Source organism: Methanosarcina sp. DH1 (genome assembly GCF_020804205.1).
GTDB classification, from domain to species: Archaea; Halobacteriota; Methanosarcinia; order Methanosarcinales; family Methanosarcinaceae; genus Methanosarcina; species Methanosarcina vacuolata.
Genome location: NZ_WJBJ01000024.1, coordinates 37,260 through 58,861 on the forward strand (window position 1 = coordinate 37,260; position 21,602 = coordinate 58,861).

Genomic DNA, 21,602 nt, shown 5'->3' on the forward strand with positions numbered 1-21,602 from the left:
TCCCGGTTTTCAGATTTCTCTTTTACGAGTTAGCATCTTCACTAATGTCAGCGTTCTCAGCGCTGATATAGTTACCGCCCTTTATCTCTATTGCTTTTCCTGTGCTAAGGGCGAGAGCGATTTTCATTCTCGCAGCTTTTAGATCTTCCCAGAAAGCTCTCCTTGAGATTCCTACTCTGATAGCCGCATCTTCCTGCTTCAGACCTTCGACGTCTACAAGTCTCAATGCCTCAAGCTCTTCTACTGTGATGGATACAACCTCAAGATCCGCAAGCGGGACTCCTCTAGGCTTGAAATATGTGATGTCGGGCGTTTGCTCAACACGCCTCGGACACTTTGGTCTTCCTCTGCATTTTTTCATAGGTTACTTATGCACATTGCGGAATAAATATATAATAATTTCTCTTGCTTAACAGAAAGATATATATATTTATGAACAAATGAGTGAAAGTGCGGTTGCCTGCCACAAAGTTAGAGGAAGTTTTTATAAAAATATGAATACCTGAAAAGGAAGCGGTAAAGCGCTTCACGCATTTAAGTCCTGGGGAGTCAGGGGTTTGTAGATACAAAGGCACAGTAAGGTAAACTTAGCTCTCTTTGGCGATGACTTCCTCAAAGAGGCAACAACAGAAAATGTCTGTGAAGATTAAATGAGAGTAAGAACTTCATCATTAAACAGGGTGTCTTATTTTATAATTTTACTATGATTTTTCCTTAATTTCCTCTTTTCACCTGGAACTCTATCTTGTATTTCGATATCCCTCGTAGAAATATTTATACCTTCACAGCTTATCTGTGACTATAATTTCCTATCCATGTTAAAAATTCCCGGGAGAAAAAAATGTGCAGTGCGCGTTATGCCGGATTAAGGAATGCGTAAAAGGCAAAAATTGTTCAGTCATTAAATCTGGGCTTGAGTATACAGGCAATGATCTTAAAGCAATTCAGATTTCTGCCTGGCTTGAATCCGATGGCATGAAAAGGACAAAACTTGAAGAGATAGCTATTTATGCAAAAAGTCTTGGGTACACAAAAATAGGAATTGCTTTCTGTGTTGAATATGAGCGAGAAGCCAGACTGGTTTATGACATTCTTTCAAGATATTTTGAAGTGTTTTCAGTTTGCTGTAAAGTATGTAGCTTCGAAAAAGCCAGCCTGGAAATTAAAAAATTCAAGGATATTGAGTATGAAGCAGTCTGTAATCCTATAGGTCAGGCAATGCTCCTGAACGATGACCTTACGAATCTCAATATTATGCTGGGGCTTAAAACAGGCTATGATATTCTCTTTGCAAAATACTCTGAGGCTCCTGCGATAACACTTCCTGTTGAGGAATTACCTCAGTTGGCGGATTCAGAAATTGATATTATAGAATGAATTTTCAAAGTTAATTTTTAGAATTAGTGCTTTGGTTTTGTGAGTTAATGCCCTGGAGAAAAATATGCTCAAAAAATCGAAAACATCTGGACAGGGTTTTAAAACCGGGTCTAAATGCCTGAAGATCAGAGCTCATCACCTTTGCTGCATCCAAGGTTTTCAGGGCTATGGGTACAGCCCAATTTTTGTGGCAAATTTAAAGGCCGTAATTTCAGATATTAAGGCTTTTCCTTCAAGACCTCTGGAACTGGTATCTGAATGTGATGTGATCTGTGCGTCCTGTCCAGGCAAAAAGGAATGCACTGCGCAAGAATCAACTATCTCTGGCAGGATAAAGAGTATGGATCTTGCTGTTATGGAGAAATTAAAGATAAAAGAAGGAACAATTATGGAGGCAGATAAAGCCTTCAGTTTAATCAATTCACAGTTGACTAATGCATCAGAAATTAATGAAGTCTGCGGCCCCTGCAAATGGAGACAGAAATGTCTCTGGTACATGCAGGAAGAAAGGTGAACTGCCACCAGGCTAAAGACTTAGCGGCTTCCTTAATTCAGAGATGATCACCGGCATCTCCAAAGGCTTTAATCCGGCTGGCCCGTCCGTACTGAGTCTCGCTCCTTCGCTCGTTTCAGCTTTACGTAGTTACAAGCTAGAATAGAAGGTTTTTCTATGAACCACGGACTAAAAAAATGAAAGTGTTCTGTTTTATATTTCTGTTTTATATTTCTGTTTTATATTCCTATTTTAGATTTTATTCTTTCAATATTTAATTGAAACTTGTTTCTTGAATATTTTTTCCGGACTGTTATTTTAAACCTGCACTGATCTCATAGATTTTTGCAAGAAACTCGACATTCTGAACCGCATTCTGTTCTATTCCCAAATCAGATGGAGAAAAACCAAGAGCAATACCCAGTAGCTGAGAATAGTGAAGGACAGGGATCGAGTAATCCGTTCCGAATTTTTCATTGACTGCGAGCTGTCCCCTATCAAATTGCAGGTGGCAAAAAGGACATGCATTAACAATACAGTCAACTCCTGCTTGCCGAATACAGGCGAGCTTGTGCTCAAGCATCTCAAGGGATTCGGTATTATGTCCTGAGCGGACTCCCCCTCCGGCTCCACAGCACATCATCTTGTCGGTATAGTCTACACTTTTTGCACCCGTGGCTTCAACGAGTTCGTCAAAGAAAACCGGAGCCTCCGTTTCTCCGAGATTTCTGTCCCTTGAAGGCTTGATAAGGTGGCATCCGTAGTGTAGTGCCACTTTAATGTCAAGCTGGGTTGTGACATACTCCTTGAGTTTCTCAGGCCCAAATTCTTTATATAGATATTCGATTATATGCCTGACCTCGGCAGTGCCTCTGAATTCCATACCGATTTCTTTAAGGCAATTATTCGTGCACGCCTTTAATTCCGGATCTTTTTTCAGTTCCAGATTAGCATCTGCCAGGGAGCCGTAGCAGCCATTGCAGACCGTAAGTACATCTCGACCCATCTTTTCAGAAAGAACTATATTCCGGCTGGCAAGGGCAAGCCAGGTTGCTTTATCAAAGGACTTGAAGACTCCTGGAGCAGGACAGCAGGAGGCTCCTGGCAGATCGGATACGTCTATATCAAGCTTTTGCAGGCAGAGCTTAGTTGCTTTTTCAATCCCGGGATAACGGTTGGGTACGATGCATCCAAGAAATAGCGATAGTTTTTCCATATTCTGCCTCCTTATTTTTCAGCCGTTAGCTCGTCAAATTTGCATGCTTTGAGAAGATTCCTTACCTCTTGAAGGGCTTCAGGATACTTCTGGACGGTCTCAGGTATTGGATCAAGACCCAGTTCTTCCCTCTTTTGCTTTGTTTCTTCATCCAGAGGGACTGAATGCCCGAATTCCATGACCATTTCCGAGACCTTCCTGTGCTCTGGAAGCATGAAACCTTCCTTTACTGCAAGTCTCCGGAGCTCAAGGAGAGCATCAGTAATTGGTATCTCGCGCGGGCAGCGCTCCTGGCAGGTATAACAGGTAGTACAGAGCCAGAGGGCGTCATCGGAGAGGACTGATACTCTATTCTTGCGTGCGTCCCGAAGAATTCTTCGTGTATTAAGCCCGGTATGCCGTCCAGAAGGACAACTCCCTGTGCATATGCCACACTGCATGCAGGAAAGTAAGTCAAGCCCTGCATCCTTTAACACTTTTGGCAATTCTTCACTCATACAGGTTCACTGTCTGATTTAGTCGGTTCATCTTTTTAAGAAAAGAAAAGTAAGCAAAATAATTAGATAAAGAGAAAATTCCGCAACTGAAATTGAGTTATAGAGCTTTACGATAAACAGGTTTTTCCTGACAAGCTCTTTGTAATAAGTCCTTTTCCAGATTCTTCACTGATAAGTCCATATCTTACAGATTTTTCTCATGTTAATTATTAATCTCATAATATTTAACATAAACTAAATTTGTTCGGGTTCAATAACAGGAGTGAAGAATTTGGCTCAAGGCTGACAATTACGAATTTTCGAATCTCTTTTTATTGATTATCCATTAATGAGTTAGTTTTTGCTGACCATTCATTAATGAGTTTTTTACCAATTGTCTGTTACTGATTTTGTTTTAATACCTTCAGGCAGAGGTTCTTGTTTTAGATATTCCTTAAAACCTGTGCCTTTAGATGTATTATATTTAGTATTACATAAAAATAAGTTTCCGAAAAAATATTCGTTTTTCCAGACTCAAAATATCTCCGTTTCCAGTCTTTTCCTGCAGATCTTTAGTGCTTTTAGGTTTCATCATGAAAAGTTTATTCCAAGATCTCTAAGTCCGTTGAGTTTTGCAAGATTGATCAGCAGTGGTGTAAGCGATTCCATGATACTTGCCTGTTTGAGAGGGCCTCCATCCAGGGGTTTCATGCATCCCATATGCTCTGTAAGATTAATGACCATCTTCTTTGCTTCGACATCATCGCTACACACCAGTGCATGGTGTACAGCTTTGCACTTAACAATATCTCTCAATTTTCCTGCCGGAATGTTGTGGAAAGCTGCAACAACTTTTGTAGAAGCTGGGACATTTTTCTGAATCGCAAGAGCGGCTGAACCTTCCTCTGGAGGCTTATATACAAAAAGATCTCCTTCCTTTACCATCGGGACTACAGGAGTAATAAGAATCTTGTCTTCAAGCGCCTCACGAATCTCATGCAGCAAAGGCAAAACGTGGCCAAACCGAATAGTAAGAATTATTACTTCGGCTGCCTGCGCAGCTTCATGGTTACTGTTTCCTGTGATAGTTATCTTAGACGTATCAAACCCGCAGTTTTCAAGTTCGGAAATGGCTTCTTTTGCGGCTTCATTGGCAGTTTCCTTGGATCTGGACCCGATAATTACTTCATTCTTTACGCCTTCAGCCATAAGGTTTTGAAGGGCCAGTCTGAGCACCATACCTTCTCCTATATTGCCAGTTCCTCCTAAGACAGCTATTTTTAACTTTTCAGAACTCAATTTGAAAAAACCTCCAGTTTGCTATATTATCCATAAAATATATCGGAAAGTAATGTACCTTATATCTTTGTTAATTAAACTAAGATCGCTAATTAAATATATTATGGATAGCGACTCCAAATTTCTATAATTACTTTCATTAATCTGAATATTTATCTAAGACTATAAAACTAAACTCTTTTATTAATTTCGCTTTTCTCATTTAGTATTTCTTTTAATTATTCAACACTCTAAACACACTCTGAACAGACATTGCAAAGATTTAGGAATATACATCGCTTATATTTTGCTTGAATTTTTATTCAAGCAGTAAAACTCCAACACATATAGTTTTCTCAGGTTTGCAGAACTCAAGTACAAGTCCTGCTTTTTCCATTGCCTTCTGGAGGTTTATTCCTACAGCTTCAGGTGCAAACCGCCTCAACTCTGGCTTTATACATTCCTTAAGATTACAGATATCACACTCGTTGCAGGAACCGGGCCTCAGAAGATGCGCAAAAGTAAAGCCTTCCCTGAAAGCTTCATGTTCAAGCTCTAACATTTTATGGAAGGAGTCCTTACGAATTTCTCCCCAGGCCTCAAGGATATCCGACACCTGTGAAGTATCGCGTTCATCGACAAGTAGAAGCGCACTATTGTATTCTCCTATGATTTTTCTAAACTCTTCAACCGATATAACATTAGGTGGACAGCTCAGTCTCTTTCCATAACCTCTGCAACCATAAGCGCATTTTAGAGCAATCCTGTTTTCAACCGGAATGTCTTCTGCATCCACAAGGTAAGCCTTGAGCCCCAACTCTGAAGCCTTTTCAACAAGATCGTCGAATTTTCCTAACATGACAGCCTCCTTTCAAAAAAACCCTATTGTTTTTAATTCTTATTTCTTCTTAATTTGTATTCTTTCCAATTATTTTTTTATTTATGGGAAAAACGAATTAAGCTCTTACTAGCCCTAAACTAGCTCTAAAGTTAACTAGCTCTAAAGTTAACTAGCCCTAAACTAACTCTAAACTAACCCTAAACTAACTCTAAACTAGCTCTAAAGTTAACTAACCCTAAACTAACTCTAAACTAGCTCTAAAGTTAACTAGCCCTAAACTAACTCTAAACTAGCTCTAAAGTTAACTAGCCCTAAAGTTACTTTTTATCTTTTAAGAAATCACTGCAAGAGAGATATTTTTTAAAAAACTACTGAGAGAAATATAGTTTTGTTATGAAAAACAAAAATTATTACATATATTTACTATCTATATCTGCTCATAAATTCTTACCATATTCACTACTAAGTGACATCTCTTAATTGATAACAGATAATTAGTAAAGGAATCTACATGATTAAAAAAGTACCTTTAACCGAATTGAAAAACCGGATGAGAAATTTTAGAAAACGAATGGATATCTCAAATCCTCAATGGGAGATAGCTGTTATCTTCAGCAAGATAAATCTATATTATTTTACAGGTACGATGCAAGATGGAATGCTGATTATCCCTAAGCACGGAGAAGCAACTTTCTGGGTACGCCGCAGCTACGAAAGAGCCCTGGATGAATCTTTATTTCCAGATATAGAACCTATGAACAGTTTTCGTGATGCTACAAAAAGTGTAAGTGGGCTTCCGAACACAGTATACCTTGAAACCGAAGTTGTTCCTCTAGCTTTGTACCAGAGATTTCAAAAATACTTCCCTTTTAAGAATGTCAAATCTGCTGACTCTCAAATTTGCGCTGTCAGAGCAGTAAAAAGCGAATATGAACTCTCGCTAACAAGAGAAGCTGGCAGGATTCATCAACATGTGCTGGAAGACCTTGTGCCCGAAATGCTGCATGACGGAATGAGTGAAGTAGACCTATCAACTGAACTATTTTCAGTTATGGTCGAAGAAGGCCATCATGGATTATGCCGCTTTGGGATGTTTGATACCGAGATGTTCCTGGGAAATGTGTGTTTTGGTGAGAGCTCGATTTATCCTTCTTACTTTAATGGGCCTGGCGGAAATTACGGGATGAGCCCTGCGGTTCCCCTTATAGGAAGCCGTGATAGAAAGCTGAAAAAAGGAGATCTGGTATTCATTGATATCGGATGTGGAATTGAAGGTTATAACACGGATAAAACAACAACATACATGTTTGGTTCTTCGCTTCCACAATATGCAATCGATGCCCATAATAAATGCGTGGAGATACAGAACGAGGCTGCTTCAATGTTAAAACCAGGCGCTAGACCTTCAGAAATATACAATACCATAATGGATAAGTTAGACTCAGAATTCCTTCAAAACTTCATGGGTTTTGGTAACCGTAAAGTAAAGTTCCTCGGGCATGGAGTTGGGTTACTAATTGACGAAACGCCTGTAATTGCAGAAGGCTTTGACGAACCCCTTCAGGAAGGAATGGTATTTGCCCTCGAACCTAAAAAAGGAATCGAAAACATTGGAATGGTCGGAATTGAAAACACCTTTATAGTGACTTCTATAGGTGGAGAATGCATTACCGGTAACAACCCGGGATTGATTCCTGTGTTTTGATTACTGAAAAACTGTATAAACCCAAAGTTTAATCGATTCATAGAAAACTGACATTAAGATGAAGCTGTTCGAAGATTATATTTTGAGCCATTTCAACAACTCCGACTCCACATCCGGGTTTACAATATATTTTGTAAACTTGCCTTCTACTTCGGAGGAAATGATCTCATCTTCCCTTAATTTTTTTATATGCCAGTGAGTAGTGCTTTTGTCTAAATTCAGCTTTTCTGAAATTTCCTGATTTGTAATCTCAGGATTTTCCAGAATATTAAGGAGTATTTGTTTTCTTGTACTGCCTTTAAGATGTGAGATTATTGTTTTATCGTTGTTTGTGAAAACATTGGACTTTTGAAAGACTCTTGTGAACTTTCCTTCCTTCTTAAAAGTCAGCTCCTCTTCGGATTTGAGTGTTCTGATCTGATACCTTATAGATCCCAGACTAATTTTCAGGTTTCTTGAAATTTCAGACGGCGTACACCCTGGCTTCATCAGCACATAATTAATAATTCTCTTTTGAATAACATTTTTACTCAGGCTCCTTACCTGACCAATAATTATGGGAACCAGTTTAAAAAGAGAAACAAAAGCAGCCAAATATCCGATTATGTAAGCGATTTTGAATGACAAAGGAAATTCCCAGAATGAGTACGTCACATCAGCACCGCTCATATCAACAGCATTGCCCAATTTGTCGAGCTCTTCTTCGGGTGGGCAGGGACCAACTGTATATCCTCCGGTATCCGCACTGGTTATACCCAGGATACCCAGGAAAAAGATACTCAGGAAAAGAATAAAAAATAAGCTCTTCTTCAACATAGTTGGTCCATAATTTGATTAATTTGTTTATAATCCATTGGTCATCGGTTAAGGAATTTTCTTGCCAAAAAGCCATCGATTTTGCACTAAATGGCCTTAAATTTTGGCCTGTTTACATGAAATCGACACCCTATTCCATCCCATAAGTTATTAAAATATTTGAGAAATGTTGAAGACATTGGCGCAATTTGCTATGATTCATCACCTAACCGAAGACGCATGGTTTGTAATCAAATTGTGTAACCTTCTGTTCCGGTCACCCTGTATCCATATACTTCATACTTCCAGGTTCCTGATTCAATTCCGTTTGAGTTTTGAATATTCAGGCGAATTCTCCCGTTAACTGCGCCATCAGCGCTGTCATAGTAAGGACCTAGCACTGAGCCGCTAGGAGTGTATATCTTAAGCCGAAGAGAATCCGTCGAATCGCCCCAATTAAGATCAACAACAAGAAGAGTAAGACCAGTACCTACATATTTCCCATGTAGATTTGTCTCTCCCTGGCGGATGGTATCATAAACTGTCAAAATACCTGCATCTGTGTCAATGAGTCCAAATTCAGTATTACTTGAAGGTGCTACGATATAGCTGCTTGAAGTTTCCGCGTTTTCCACATTTTCAGATGCCGTCGCTGTAGTAACAGATAAAAAAAGTAGGGTTATCAATGTAATAAATAATATCTTTCTTGACATGTTCAACCTCCTGATAACACGTATCAAAAGAGTTTACTTAAATTTTATGGATAGATAATCCAACGATCTAGCCAATAACTTTATAAATCTATAAAAAAACTTAAATTTAGATATGAATATTCGCTCAGTTGGATGATTTGGTCACAAATTAGTTATAAAAGTAAGTTTCTAGAAAAGAATGAACATTAAAAAGATGTTTAGTAGAGTTCAAATTCTCTCTGGAAAGTCTATTTGAACCCCACCTTTGCCCGGAGGCAAGGATAGGATAGTTTTACGAATATTTAAGGCTTTTTTGATCCTGCCTCCTGAAAAATGAACAGGAGTGAAATAAATGATGAGCCTATCCCAAAACCTATTTTATTCTAAATAACCATGAGTTTTCAGGATCATTTTAGTGATTAGGTCTTCAACTGACTGTACCAGATACGAAATTCAAAAATCAAAAATTCAAAAATCAAATTTTGAATTTCAGGATAGGCTCCGTTTTAACCTGATCTCGCCTTTATTTTTATTCATCTTTAGAATCTTTTAGATTCAATAATTTTCTTTTTATCCGCTTCCCATAAAACGCAATAACAGTCAAACTTACAAATACACCTGAGATGAAGATAAGAGGATTTTTACGATCAGCAACCGAGTTCTCTATGTCAATGTTTTCTATAGAATACTTGGTAAATTCAAAGGTTTCATTCTTCATATCTAGGACTTTACTTTCATTTTCTGACCATATTTTTAGGTTATGACTTCCTGGAGTAAGAATTAAAAGATTCCCTGGATACAGAGGCCCAAAATCATCCAGATAAAAATAAAGAGTCCTGTTTGAGTCCACAAAATTTTTTGAGTACCCAATTATATAATTACCACAGTATTTTTCTTCCTGACCTGGAGTCTCAAAACTTCTGTTTTGCTTTTCCTCATTTACAGTGTTTATGCTATCAGAGCCTCTGTTTCCATAAAGGTCGGTTGCAAGAACTTTGATAGTATGTTTTCCTTCAGGAAGTGAAAAATTCCTGCCTGATTGGAGATTTCCCATGCTCTGGTTGTCAAAGAATATGTCAATAGTAGCCTCTGGGTCAGATACATTATAGAAGAGTTCAAATGAGGCTCCAGAGGCCTTGGAATTGGAAATATTAACAAATGGAGCCTGATTCTCGTCAGGACTAGCCAGATAGATGAGACTTTTGGCAGTCAGAACACTTGCATTCCTGACAACCGAAAAATCGATATTGTCAACTGTATCACTTAACTTATGGAAGTTTCGGTCGTTGTGATGGCAAATGGCTACTGCAGGGATATCGTTTTCCCAGAAGATTTCATGATCTCCTCCGATTAAAGGATGAATAAAGTTTGAATAATCCGGAACTAAGGACTGAATTCTGATTCCTGAGTTTTTTGCTTCGTTTTCAAAAATAGTTTTAAGCCAGGTATGCTGGGGAAGGTAGTCTACGTAGAGAGGCTCATTTCCTATAGAATCCACATTAATAACTGCAACGATATTATTTTTCAACTCAGGATGGGCTTCAACCCATGCCTGGCTGCCAAGAAGATTGTATTCTTCCCCGGAAAAGGCAATGAAATATATTGTTCTGTCAAATGACTCATTCTGTAAGACCCTTTCAAGTTCAAGCATGCAAGCCACCCCTCCTGCATTATCATCCGCTCCGGTTCCGTTGGCCGATTCACAAACATAGGTGTCGGACCAGACTGGCCAGAGATAGGGCTTTCTTATCTCAGAATCAAAAATATCCTTCAAACCTGATTCTGGAGGTACAATTATTCTTGAATCGTAATGCGCGGTTATGAGAATAATCTCGTCTTTAAGAGCTTTTCCCTCTTTAATCCCCACTACGTCTGTGCCGCTTACATTCCAGTAATTAAAGTCCCGTGTACGTACTCTCGCGGAAAAATTGTCCAGAGAAACCTGCAGGCCTGCTTTTTCCATTTCATCTTTTATAAATAGGGAAGCTTCAGCAGCGTTTTTACTTCCAATTTTTCGTTCTCCAAAAGAAGATATAATTCGAGTTGACTTTTCAAGTCTGGTTTGAGAAACATCAAAAGGTATAGATGTGTTGTTATATTGTATATTGGAATCAAAACTGTAGGCTGCCAGAGCGTCTACATTCTTTTTAGATAGTCCACTTTCAATATCAAACGATGGTGTTGCGATATAGTTACTTGATATTTCTCTTTTGTCTATATTCTCAGTTGTTGCTGCTGTGGTGGAAGATAGAAAAAGCAAAGTTGTCAATATAATAATAAGCATCCTGCTTGACATTTCAACTCTCCTGTTAACACGTATCAAAAGAGTTTACTTAACTTTTATGGCTAAACCGTCCAACTATCGAATTAATAGCTTTGTAAATCGCAAAACAATCTAAGTTTAGATTTAATTACATATTCAATTGGACGATTTGGTCACAAATTAATTATAAAAGTAAATTCCTAGAAAAATATGAACATTAAAATTAATGTTTGGTGGAGCTCAAATTCTCTCTGGAAGGTTTATTCGAACTCCACATTGCCCGGAGGCAGGAATAATATTAGTTTTAAGGGTATTTAATACTTGTTTGATTCTGCCTTCTAGGAAAACAACTAGAGGTTAGACAAATGATTATGAAAAAAATTTTAGTAGGTGTAATATTTTTAGCAACGTTGTCGCTGGTTTAGCTTTTTTGCCTGCTGTGAATGCACAGGAAGAATCATCAAATGGAACTGACACATCAAATGTAGTCAGTGCGGAACAAGCTGAGAAAGTTGCGTCTTATTCTATAAAAGAGATTTCCGAATCTATCGTAAATTTCTCAGAATGGAAAAATGCAACTGTGAAACTATCCACGGTTTATTACGATCTTGAGGGCAAAAAGTCTGCTTATTCGTTTAACGTCATCGAAAATGAGAAACAAATAGGATCTATTTTCATTTCAGCGACGAAAGATAACTGTCCAGTTCTGGAATTTTCAAAAGGCAAGATCCCTAATGAAATACCAGAATTTACAACTCGCTCAAAACTACTGGTAGAAGAACGTGCTAACAAGATAAAGTCAGAAAGTAATAATAAAGAAGAATTGACTATTGGAAAAATGAAACCTCTTTATTTAGGCCCAACATTTTACTACGCTGAGTATACCTTAACCGATAAAAAAGGTAAAGCCAAAGAAAAAGTAATAGTGGACTTGCCATTTTCAACTATAGTAGACTTTAATGAGTCAAATGTAAATGTTCCAGATGAGAAAAAACACTATTTTAACAGTACATATTTACAACATCAACATGAAATAAGAAAGCAAGACGCAAACACACAATGGATTACCCTCGAAAAAGAAATGATTGATCCCTCAAGTTATTCTACGTCTTCCAGTTCAAAATCGATCAGAGGTGTGCCTAAGTATAAGTGGTACTACGGTTGTTCTCCAACTGCGTCTGGGATGGTATTAGGGTATTGGGCCAGCCATGGATATTCTTACTTGGTAACGGGATATGACCTAGTAAGGGAATTAGCATCTGCGATGGGTACAGATTGGCCAGGAAGTGGAGCAACTTGGCCGTATAAAATTGATGACGGCATAGAGAAGGTTTGCAATAACCATGGATATAATAACTTTGATGCGTCCAATGGTATCTATGTTTCATGGAATGAGGTAAAAGCCGAAGTAAATGCGAATAAACCTTTCGTGCTCAGCATGCTAAATGGTGGGACAGGTAATGGTTACACTCAGCCATATGGCGAGCATAGTGTAACCTGCATAGGATATTATGATGGAAATCAAGATTACGTATACTTACATGATACATGGGATACAAGTAATGTACACTACTTAGCGTTTGGGAGCTGGACAGGAGCTATGGCAACATGGGTGAGACCTTAATCACCCATTATATTTTCTTTAATTGGGGCAGGCGAATGTTTTACAAGAAACTGAATATAAAGATAGCCCTTTTAGTGTTTTTGATAATTGCTCTCCTTGGAGTATGGCTTATTTTCGACGTTATTCCAATTGGCCCAGGACTGCCTCCCTCAGAGGGTATGCCAGGATGGTATATTCCAGGAGCCTGGCAAGGGAATGAACAGGGCTGCACATCACTTTTTCCAAAGATTTCCCCTTACTGTAATGCAGGAAACTACTCTCAAGAAGAATTAATAAATGTTTGGTACTTTAACGATGAATCTGAATTCTTAAAAGGAGAAGATACACTTTATCGTTATCTGGAAGAAAACGGTAATGTGTTCTATCAGGAACTGAATGTTAGTGAAGAACTTCAAGAAGTAATTGAAAGGCGTGAAACTGAAAACGTCTGGGGCCCCATTTATAGTCCTCACTCTTTTAATGCAACAGGGTATAAGAGTCCAGAAACTTCAGGATACTTTCTAGTGTACGAGAAACCTTTCCTTAAAGGGAGAGATGATTATTTCATAGTTTATTATGGAGTCAGGAACACAACGAATCTAACTAAAGAAGCACCAAAACTAAAGAAATTAATTGCTGAGTCTTATTATATGGCTAATGGAGAAGGGAAAGTTGATAGCTTAAAGCCAGGGAATAAAAAAGAAAAGGACAATATTTTATTTTCATGGTTTTAACAAAGGATGAATTTCTAAAAATAGACTCGATGAACCGTTGCCTTATGGTGACGCTAGCGGTATATTCTTGGAATGTGATATCGTGAAGACCGGAAATTAATAGATTAATTGCCAAAAGTGGAGGCCAGGGTTTTAAACTTATAAAAATTTTCTTTTATTAAAAGACGCATTTTTTAATTATTGGAATAAGCTTTTAACTTTTGAGCAGGAAGTCCTCATTTTTCATCTCCAAAGGAATTTAGGTTCCAACCTGGGTTCTAGTTCATGGATATGATTAAAATACATGACCGTAAAAGTTAGATAAATAAAGTTTTTGTTTTTTAAACGATATACAGACCTCATTTTTCTCGGATTTAAAGCCCTTCGAATTTAGAGACCTCTTTTTATCCTCTTTCCACAAAATGCAAAAAAACCAAACTTACAAATACACCTTAGATGAAGATAAGAGAATTTTTATGATCAGCAATCGGGTTATCTACCTGAATTTGTTCCATGGAATATTTTATAAAATCAGAAATTTCATTCTCCATAAACACAGTTCCGTTTTCATTTTCTGACCATATTTTTAGGTTATGACTTCCTGGAGTAAGAATCAAAAGATTCCCTGGATACAGAGGCCCAAAATTATCCAGATAAAAATAAAGAGTTCTATTTGAGTCCACAAAATTTTTTGGGTACCCAATTATATAATTACCGCAGTATTTTTCTTCCTGACTTGGAGGCTCAAAACTTCTATTTTGATTTTTCTCATTTACAATATTTATACTATCAGAGTCTCTGTTTCCATTATTGTTCGGTTGAGTTTTCAAGCCTGGTTTGAGAAACATCAAAAGGTATAGATGTGTTGTTATGTTGTATGTTGGAATCAAAACTGTAGGCCGTCAGGGTGTCTATATTTTTTTAGCTAGTTCAATTTCAGTATCAAATGACGGTGTTATGGTATAGTTGCTTGATGCTTGTCTTTTACTTATATTTTCAACTGTTGCTGTTGTAAAGGAAGATAGAAAAAGTAAAGTTGCCAATAGAATGAAAAGTATCCTACTTGACATTTCAACTCTCCTGTTAACACGTATCAAAAGAGTTTACTTAAATATTATGGCTAAACCGTCTAACTATCGAATTAATAGCTTTATAAATATCCAAAGGCTCAAATTTAGATTTTGGTATGCTTTCAGTTGTGCGAATTAGTCATAAACTAGTTATAAGAGTAGATTTATAAAAAAGTGAACATTAAAAATAGTATTTGGTGAAGCTCAATTTTTCTCTAACTCCACATTGCCCGGAGGCAGAAAACTTTGTTTTAGTATGCTTAAAACGTTCTTGGTTCTGCCTTTGGAAAAATAGAAAGTACTCACCGCGAAATAACCTAAGCCAATTTTTACACTGTACTTTTCCATTTTCATAAGCAGTACCATCGGTTTTGCTTCCAAGTAATAATGTGTTACTTAGGTTAATTCGTTACGAGTCCAAAGAGAAAAGAGATGGAGTCAAACTCCATCCAAATATGTTTTGAAGTAATTATTTCGCTTTTATTCCGGTTTTCTTGCAAGCTTCTTCTTTGCAAGCTTTTCAATGATCCCTAAGTTTACTTCCCCGCCAACACTCAGTTTCTTGTTAGCAACTGCGCTTTCAAGAATGTGCTGTCCTACAAGAGTACGGACAATAAGAGTGGTGTAACCGTCAGGGCTTCCAACTGAGCCGGCTGAAATATCAGCCTTGAGAGCAGTAAAGTCCGTACAGATACTGCAGCCTGGGCGAGTAGTATCCTCAAGTTCGGTAAGTGGGATTACATACTGCGTACCGTCATCGAGGGTGATTTCGAGCTTGCCCTTGACATCAATGCGGCAAACCTTCATGGGTTCGAGGGCGTACTCGCTTTTCAGCTTACCTGCAATAAGTTTTTCGTAGTCGAAACTTTCCGTGCAGAAAAGACCTAATACGAAACGAATGGACTTTTTGTATGGGCCCACAAGCTGGTGGTCGGTTTCAAGCATTTTACGAACTGCTTGAACTACGCAGGGAACTCCGACGACTGCAATGTTCCTGTACTTCCTGTTTACAACCGCTTCCTTAAGGGAATAAACAAGAGGAACCCACCAGTTGTAACGGCTTCCCGCCTGACCGACAAGGGCTTCACTCTTAGTTATTACCATTGAATGAGGCTTGAGGGTCCAGGGATCTTCCGTAACCGTAACTACAGCATCTACAAGGCCTGTATCCAGGGCATTTGCAAGAATTGCTGTTACTGCTCCTCCACTCTGCTTTTTTGGAACATCAAACTCGGCTTTTCCAGCAGTAATTTCAAGGTAGTCTCCGAGCAGGCTTGAGGGCTGTTCTTCGAGTCTTGGACAAACCTCGTAACAGGCTCCACAGGGAACATCGTCAACAGCAGCTTTACAGTAGTTATTGCTCTTCGGATGTGTGGAATCCCCGCCTATTTCGAAGTATAGAGCATCAGCAGGGCAGACTGCAATGCAGGCCCCGCAGCCTGAGCAAAGGCCTTCGTCCCAGACTTTTGACTTGAGGTCAAGGTAACTTTTGCTGATTGGTTTCTGTTCTGCCATTTCTGATCACTCCCATACATATTTGCTTGCGAAAGGACGGCTGCTTACAGGTCCGATCTTTGTGTAGTTGGTGTCCAGGAACTCTGCGGCGTCATACCCAAACTGCTCGCAGAAGCTCTTTATAATTGGGGTAATGCGTTCAAGATCACTTTCGGTAAACTTGAATTTCTTGGCTCCTGTTCCAAGCAGGTAATCATCTACGTCCCCACGGATAATAATTTCTCCACCGTGGATTCCGCTTCCGATACCCCTATCTGTCATGGCTTTATCCTTGCCAATACCAAGCACGAGTACCATTCCACCTGCCATATATTCACCGAGGAAGGAATGGGCTGTGCCGCCTACAACAAGTATAGGTCTGGCATCCACTTCGTATTGTTTCATGTGGATGCCGCCCCTATAACCAATATTATTCTTTATGAAGACTTTTCCTCCCCGCATACTGTGGGCAACTGCGTCTCCTGCACTTCCGTGAATCACAAGCATTCCTTTATCCATTGTGTTTCCCGGAGCATGTTCGGCATTTCCATGTACAATACAGGTCGGCCCGCTCATGAATATTCCCAGATCTCCTCCGGGAACTCCATTGACTATGATGCGGACATTGCCTCTAAGCCCGTCACCGATAAAGCGCTGTCCGAGCACGTTGTCGATTATGATTTCCTCTGCTCCATCCGCAATCGCAGCCCTGATTTTCTGGTTTAAGGGGGTGTAATGCATACCTTTGGCATCAATTTTTACCGTCTTCATTTCAATCAGGCCCCCGCTGGCAGTACATCAAGGATTTCAAGCATTTTTTCGTCCAGCATATACCCACGCAAGCGGTCTCTATTGCCACGCAGGCTTTCTATACTGTTGATTCCCGCCGCACCCATAAGTTCACTGAGTTCGTCAGTCCAACCCTTAATAAGATTTGAGACCTGAACTGCTCCGACCTCAGGGTCAAGCCTGCTCACAAGATCTGGACGCTGGGTAGCAATACCCCAGGGGCAAAGGTTTCTATAACAATTGCCGCAGACCCTACAGCCCAGAGCGACGAGAGCAGCAGTCCCGATATTAACAGCATCTGCTCCGAGAGCAATTGATTTGGCAAGGTCTGCACTGGTCCTTATCCCACCACTTGCAATAATTGAGATCTCGTTTCTGACGCCCTGTTCTCTGAGTTTCTGATCAACGCTTGCAATTGCAACTTCAATCGGAATCCCCACATTGTCCCTGAAGACCTTGGGAGCTGCACCAGTCCCACCACGGAATCCATCAATCACTACCGCATCTGCAGAAGAGCGAGCAATACCAGCAGCAATTGGAGCCACGTTATGAACAGCTGCAATCTTAACGAAGACAGGTTTCTTCCATTCAGTCGCTTCTTTCAGACTTCTAATGAGCTGAACAAGGTCTTCAATACTGTAAATATCATGATGAGGTGCTGGACTAATCGCATCACTGCCAACAGGGATCATGCGAGCCTTTGAGACTTCTTCGCTTACTTTCTCTCCAGGCAGATGTCCACCTATGCCCGGTTTTGCTCCCTGACCGATCTTGATCTCAATGGCAGCGCCTCTTTCAAGGTAATCAATGTTTACACCAAAACGGCCTGATGCAACCTGGACAACCATGTGGTCCTGGTAAGGATATAGAGCTTCGTGGAGCCCGCCCTCTCCTGTTCCCATATAAGTTCCAAGTTCTGTCACTGCCTTTGCCATACTGAGTTGAGAGTTGAGACTGATAGCTCCGAAACTCATGTGGCCGATCATAATAGGGGTGTTGAGCTTAAGATTTGGAGCAAGCTTTGTTTCGAGCTCTACGTCACCACTTTCAGTCTTTCTAAACTTGAGTTTGGATGGTTTCTTTCCAATGTAAGTCCTGAGTTCCATTGGTTCTCTCAAGGGGTCAATGCTCGGGTTTGTAACCTGGCAGGCATCAAGGAGAAGGCGGTCATAGACAACTGGCAAATCCCTGGCATTTCCCATTCCTGAAAGGATAATCTTTCCACTGCGAGCCTGCTTAATTATATCCTCTCTGACCTCTCTGGTCCAGAGGGGATGGCTGCGATAATCGATAGGTTTCTCTGTGAGCGTGATTGCATCCCTTGGGCACATGGCAACACAGCGAAGGCAGCCGGTACATTTCCTGGATTCGATCAGGATTTTGTCGCCTTCTCTCCTGTACACGCCATAGGAACAGTTTTCAATACAGCGCCCACAGTCCATGCATTGGTCACGGTCAATACTGACCTTGAATTTTGGGGGCACACTTCCGAGAGTCATTCAATAAACCTCCCTATTATTGGTTCTCCTGCCCTGGGGGTGTATACATTTTTAACTTCGGGGTCAAGTGCTCTTATTGCTGATTCTTCGCTGGAGATGTAAAGCCGGTTTCCATTCTCACCAACTACGAGAGGTCGCAGTTTAATTCTGTCAGTAAAACCAACAATACCATTCTCTGTCCCGACTACGATTGCAAAGGGTCCATTCATGAGGGCAGACCCGTAGGTAAGGCGAATTGCCTTGTTTAACTCTGCTTCTTTCGCAGGCATACGATCTATATTATCCCAGAAAGGTGGAGCAAGAGCCTTGACAACCATCTCATACGACAGCCCATGCTGCCTTCCAAGCAGGTCAAACAGATAGGCTACAACCTCGGTATCAGTAAATAGGGAACACTTGTATCCGTATCCTTCAACATAGCGCTGGTTTGTGCCATATGAGGTAATTTCTCCATTATGTACTACTGACCAGTTGAGCAGGTTGAAAGGATGAGCTCCTCCCCACCAGCCTGGAGAGTTTGTGGGATAACGGTTGTGGCCAAGCCAGATATATCCCTTGTAATCTTCAATTCTGTAAAAGTTTGCCACATCTTCGGGCCAGCCGGAAGCTTTGAAGACTCCCATATTTTTCCCGGAGGAAAATATTGTAGCTCCTTTTACATTGGCATTTACTTCCATGACTATGTAAGTGACAACATCATTTTCAGAAGCCATTTTCCCTGCCATTAAGTCTTCTGAGGGCTTAAAGAAGTATCTCCATGGGGTGTGTACTTTCTTTATGCCCGGCTGCGGGGTGGTAGGGATTTCTTCCTGGTGAACAATTATTCCCCATTGTTCGAGGAGCTCATCTACCTTCTTTTTTGATTCACCTAGATTGTCAAAGAAAACATGAAGAGCATAGTAGTCTGCATACTCCGGATAAATTCCATATGCAGCATAGCCTGCCCCATCTCCACTACCTCTTTCGTTCATGAGGCTGAGGGCGACTTTTATGCTCGACCCGTCCATTCTGGACTTTGTTCGGTCTATAAAGCCTATTATTCCACACATTTTGATCACTCTAAAAATGGATAGGAATGAATGTAATGCATATACGTTAATAATTTTCTGGATTATTTCCGTGGCTCATTTTTGAGAATTAGTTCAAAAAACTTGCCAGCTGAAAAACTGGATTTTTAGGGTAACTTTTATCAATTTATATAATTTATGGATCTTTAACTAACGTCGAGTCAATCATCAAGGATTCAGTGATCCCAAATAATTGCAATCGATTTTATACGACATTTTGAGGTTGATTCGACACTAAGTTTGTTTCATATAAATTATTTAATTAATGTGAGTATATAGCAACGCTTCCACACATGGTTCTACTTCTTTTCATACATCGAGAGGGTCACCACTAAGGGAAGTAAGTAATTTAGTACCTATTTGACAATATATATATGTTTCTTTTTTCCAATTAAAAGTTCTTGAGGTAATGCTGCAAAGCACAACGGTCTAACCTTTTATTTATTTTGTTTGCACTTTTATTTTAGAGACTTCTGCATTTTAGCATAGAATATCCCTATTTAATAGACTCCACACTGTTGTCTTTAGGAGCTTCTATGACGTTTGCTTGTAGTGTACACCGGAATTAATTTTTTTAAAAAGTAGTACTCTTGAATATTAGTGTTTTTCAGAAGGGAAGCATTTTTATATCAATATTTATTATAGGCATTAGTTTTAAAAAATATTAAAAAACTTCTTATTCCCTGACCAGAAAATTCAAGAAAAAATATTTTATTAGTTTGAGGGAATTCTTTTATAAAATAGGAACACACTTCCAGGAAGAAGTGTGTCTTTTCAAACAAACATTTAATTCTGCCACTATTTTGTCACAGTAAATTTTTTCGGTATCCACATGGGTTTTAGGATTTTTGATATGCTTACAGCATATGTAAATATTTATCAAGTTCCCAGGGGTGAACAATTGCTTTGTATTCATCCCATTCCATCTCTTTAGCACAGAGATAGTGACTGAAAACGTGTTCTCCAAGTACATCTTTTACGAATTTGCTGCCTTTCATTTCATCAATTGCACCTTTAAGGTCTGCAGGCAGGGAGCGAATACCCTTTTCCTTCCGTTCTTTTTCAGTAAGGTGGAAAATGTTCGCGTTAGTCGGCTCTCCGGGATCGATCTTGTTCTTTATACCGTCAAGCCCAGCTCTGAGCATCAGTGCAAAGGCAAGATAAGGATTACACGCCGGGTCTGGGCATCTTAGTTCAACTCTAGTCCCATTGCCACGGGTTGCAGGAATGCGGATAAGGGAACTTCTGTTCTTTGCAGACCAGGTGAGGTAAACCGGCGCCTCATATCCGGGTACAATTCTCTTATAGGAGTTAACAACCGGATTTGTAACGGCTGCAAATTCCGTAATATGTTCCAGCAGGCCACCAATATAGTACATTGCTTCTTGAGAAAGCTGGTCTGCACTCTCTGGATCATAGAATGCATTCTTGTCTCCCTTGAAAAGAGATTGATTGGTATGCATACCTGAGCCATTTACTCCAAAGAGAGGTTTCGGCATAAAGGTGGCATAATATCCTTTGTGATATGCAATTGATTTTACCACATATTTGAAAGTTATAACATTGTCTGCGGTACTCAGCACGTCACCGAACCTAAAGTCAATCTCATGCTGAGAAGGTGCGACTTCGTGATGAGAAGCTTCAATCTGGAAGCCCATACGTTCAAGAGTATAATCAATATCTCTACGTACATCCTGTGCACGGTCAAGGGGAGAGAAATCGAAGTATCCTCCATGATCCGTAAGTTCTGTGGTCGGATTTCCGTTTGCGTCAAGTTTGAAGAGGAAGAATTCCATTTCAGGACCGACATTCATTGAGTACCCCATTTTCTTGGCTTCTTCAATTGCGCTCTTAAGAACATATCTGGGGTCTCCCTCAAACGGTTGACCATTAGGAAGATACACGTCTCCAAGGATCCTGGCTACTGCGCCAGTCGTAGGTCTCCAGGGAAGAATCCTGAAAGTAGACGGGTCGAGCACAAGTTTCATGTCAGATTCTTCAATCTTTGTAAAACCCTGGATCGAAGACCCGTCAAACATTACCCCGCTTTCGAAGGCTTCTTCTAACTGTTCAACAGGGATTGCCCAGCTTTTGATGATGCCAAGTGTATCCGTAAACTGGGTACGGATAAACTTTACGTCTCTTTCTTTTACAGCCTCTAATACATCTTCTTTGGTCATACACTTCTTTATCTGCACCATTTTGATTTCCCATCCTAACTAGGCATTAGG

Annotated in this window: 19 protein-coding genes; 5 read left to right on the forward strand and 14 right to left on the reverse strand. The window is 39.8% G+C overall.

Going from position 1 to position 21,602, the window contains the following annotated elements:
- Positions 1-22 precede the first annotated feature (22 nt).
- Positions 23-361 carry a DUF134 domain-containing protein gene (locus tag FXW07_RS13875; RefSeq protein WP_048122918.1) on the reverse strand — a complete coding sequence of 113 codons (339 nt, stop codon included), beginning with the start codon at positions 359-361 and terminating at the stop codon, positions 23-25.
- Positions 362-843: 482 nt separating this feature from the next.
- On the opposite strand from FXW07_RS13875, the gene FXW07_RS13880 reads away from it, so the two are divergent.
- Positions 844-1,377 (forward strand): DUF1847 domain-containing protein, encoded by a 534-nt coding sequence (locus FXW07_RS13880; RefSeq protein WP_048122920.1) that lies wholly within the window; start codon positions 844-846, stop codon positions 1,375-1,377.
- A gap of 64 nt (positions 1,378-1,441) precedes the next feature.
- Positions 1,442-1,891 (forward strand): DUF1284 domain-containing protein, encoded by a 450-nt coding sequence (locus FXW07_RS13885; RefSeq protein ID WP_048122922.1) that lies wholly within the window; start codon positions 1,442-1,444, stop codon positions 1,889-1,891.
- Between the two features lie 292 nt (positions 1,892-2,183).
- Here FXW07_RS13885 and hdrB read toward each other — a convergent pair whose 3' ends face one another.
- The 4 genes from hdrB to FXW07_RS13905 form a co-directional block, all read right to left on the reverse strand.
- Entirely contained in the window at positions 2,184-3,086 is a 903-nt protein-coding gene (gene hdrB / locus FXW07_RS13890; RefSeq protein WP_048122924.1) for a CoB--CoM heterodisulfide reductase subunit B, read from the reverse strand.
- Between the two features lie 11 nt (positions 3,087-3,097).
- Positions 3,098-3,583, reverse strand: a complete 486-nt coding sequence (gene hdrC, locus FXW07_RS13895) for a CoB--CoM heterodisulfide reductase subunit C (RefSeq protein ID WP_048157863.1) — start codon at positions 3,581-3,583, stop codon at positions 3,098-3,100.
- Positions 3,584-4,153: 570 nt separating this feature from the next.
- On the reverse strand, positions 4,154-4,861 hold the full coding sequence (gene npdG, locus FXW07_RS13900; protein ID WP_048122928.1) for an NADPH-dependent F420 reductase: 708 nt from the start codon (positions 4,859-4,861) through the stop codon (positions 4,154-4,156).
- 298 nt (positions 4,862-5,159) lie between these two features.
- Positions 5,160-5,699: a DUF2284 domain-containing protein gene (locus FXW07_RS13905; protein ID WP_229395950.1), complete on the reverse strand. Its 540-nt coding sequence runs from the start codon at positions 5,697-5,699 to the stop codon at positions 5,160-5,162.
- A 493-nt stretch (positions 5,700-6,192) separates the two neighbouring features.
- On the opposite strand from FXW07_RS13905, the gene FXW07_RS13910 reads away from it, so the two are divergent.
- Positions 6,193-7,386, forward strand: coding sequence for a Xaa-Pro peptidase family protein (locus FXW07_RS13910; protein ID WP_229395951.1), 1,194 nt, complete (start codon positions 6,193-6,195; stop codon positions 7,384-7,386).
- Positions 7,387-7,461: 75 nt separating this feature from the next.
- On the opposite strand, the gene FXW07_RS13915 is transcribed toward FXW07_RS13910, so the two are convergent.
- From FXW07_RS13915 to FXW07_RS13925, 3 genes are all read right to left on the reverse strand, one after another.
- Positions 7,462-8,202: a winged helix-turn-helix transcriptional regulator gene (locus FXW07_RS13915; RefSeq protein WP_229395952.1), complete on the reverse strand. Its 741-nt coding sequence runs from the start codon at positions 8,200-8,202 to the stop codon at positions 7,462-7,464.
- 230 nt (positions 8,203-8,432) lie between these two features.
- The gene (locus tag FXW07_RS13920; RefSeq protein WP_229395953.1) at positions 8,433-8,894 is read right to left on the reverse strand and encodes a hypothetical protein; all 462 of its coding nucleotides are present in this window, start codon (positions 8,892-8,894) and stop codon (positions 8,433-8,435) included.
- Between the two features lie 508 nt (positions 8,895-9,402).
- Complete coding sequence (locus FXW07_RS13925) at positions 9,403-11,169, reverse strand: M28 family peptidase (RefSeq protein ID WP_229395954.1); 1,767 nt, start codon at positions 11,167-11,169, stop codon at positions 9,403-9,405.
- A gap of 406 nt (positions 11,170-11,575) precedes the next feature.
- On the opposite strand from FXW07_RS13925, the gene FXW07_RS13930 reads away from it, so the two are divergent.
- On the forward strand, positions 11,576-12,760 hold the full coding sequence (locus FXW07_RS13930; protein ID WP_229396013.1) for a C39 family peptidase: 1,185 nt from the start codon (positions 11,576-11,578) through the stop codon (positions 12,758-12,760).
- A 35-nt stretch (positions 12,761-12,795) separates the two neighbouring features.
- On the forward strand, positions 12,796-13,473 hold the full coding sequence (locus tag FXW07_RS13935) for a hypothetical protein (protein ID WP_048124284.1): 678 nt from the start codon (positions 12,796-12,798) through the stop codon (positions 13,471-13,473).
- Between the two features lie 431 nt (positions 13,474-13,904).
- Here the strand turns inward: FXW07_RS13935 and FXW07_RS13940 are convergent, their stop codons facing one another.
- The 6 genes from FXW07_RS13940 to glnA all read right to left on the reverse strand — a co-directional run bounded on the left by FXW07_RS13940 (position 13,905) and on the right by glnA (position 21,572).
- The gene (locus tag FXW07_RS13940; RefSeq protein WP_229395955.1) at positions 13,905-14,342 is read right to left on the reverse strand and encodes a hypothetical protein; all 438 of its coding nucleotides are present in this window, start codon (positions 14,340-14,342) and stop codon (positions 13,905-13,907) included.
- A gap of 660 nt (positions 14,343-15,002) precedes the next feature.
- Entirely contained in the window at positions 15,003-16,037 is a 1,035-nt protein-coding gene (locus FXW07_RS13945) for a Coenzyme F420 hydrogenase/dehydrogenase, beta subunit C-terminal domain (protein ID WP_048122944.1), read from the reverse strand.
- A 6-nt stretch (positions 16,038-16,043) separates the two neighbouring features.
- Complete coding sequence (locus tag FXW07_RS13950) at positions 16,044-16,787, reverse strand: hypothetical protein (RefSeq protein ID WP_229395956.1); 744 nt, start codon at positions 16,785-16,787, stop codon at positions 16,044-16,046.
- 5 nt (positions 16,788-16,792) lie between these two features.
- Positions 16,793-18,304, reverse strand: coding sequence for a glutamate synthase-related protein (locus FXW07_RS13955; RefSeq protein ID WP_048122948.1), 1,512 nt, complete (start codon positions 18,302-18,304; stop codon positions 16,793-16,795).
- The gene (locus FXW07_RS13960; RefSeq protein WP_229395957.1) at positions 18,301-19,353 is read right to left on the reverse strand and encodes a glutamine amidotransferase family protein; all 1,053 of its coding nucleotides are present in this window, start codon (positions 19,351-19,353) and stop codon (positions 18,301-18,303) included. Before FXW07_RS13960 ends, FXW07_RS13955 begins: the two co-directional genes overlap by 4 nt.
- Positions 19,354-20,228: 875 nt before the next feature.
- Positions 20,229-21,572, reverse strand: a complete 1,344-nt coding sequence (glnA, locus tag FXW07_RS13965; RefSeq protein ID WP_229395958.1) for a type I glutamate--ammonia ligase — start codon at positions 21,570-21,572, stop codon at positions 20,229-20,231.
- Positions 21,573-21,602 lie beyond the last annotated feature (30 nt).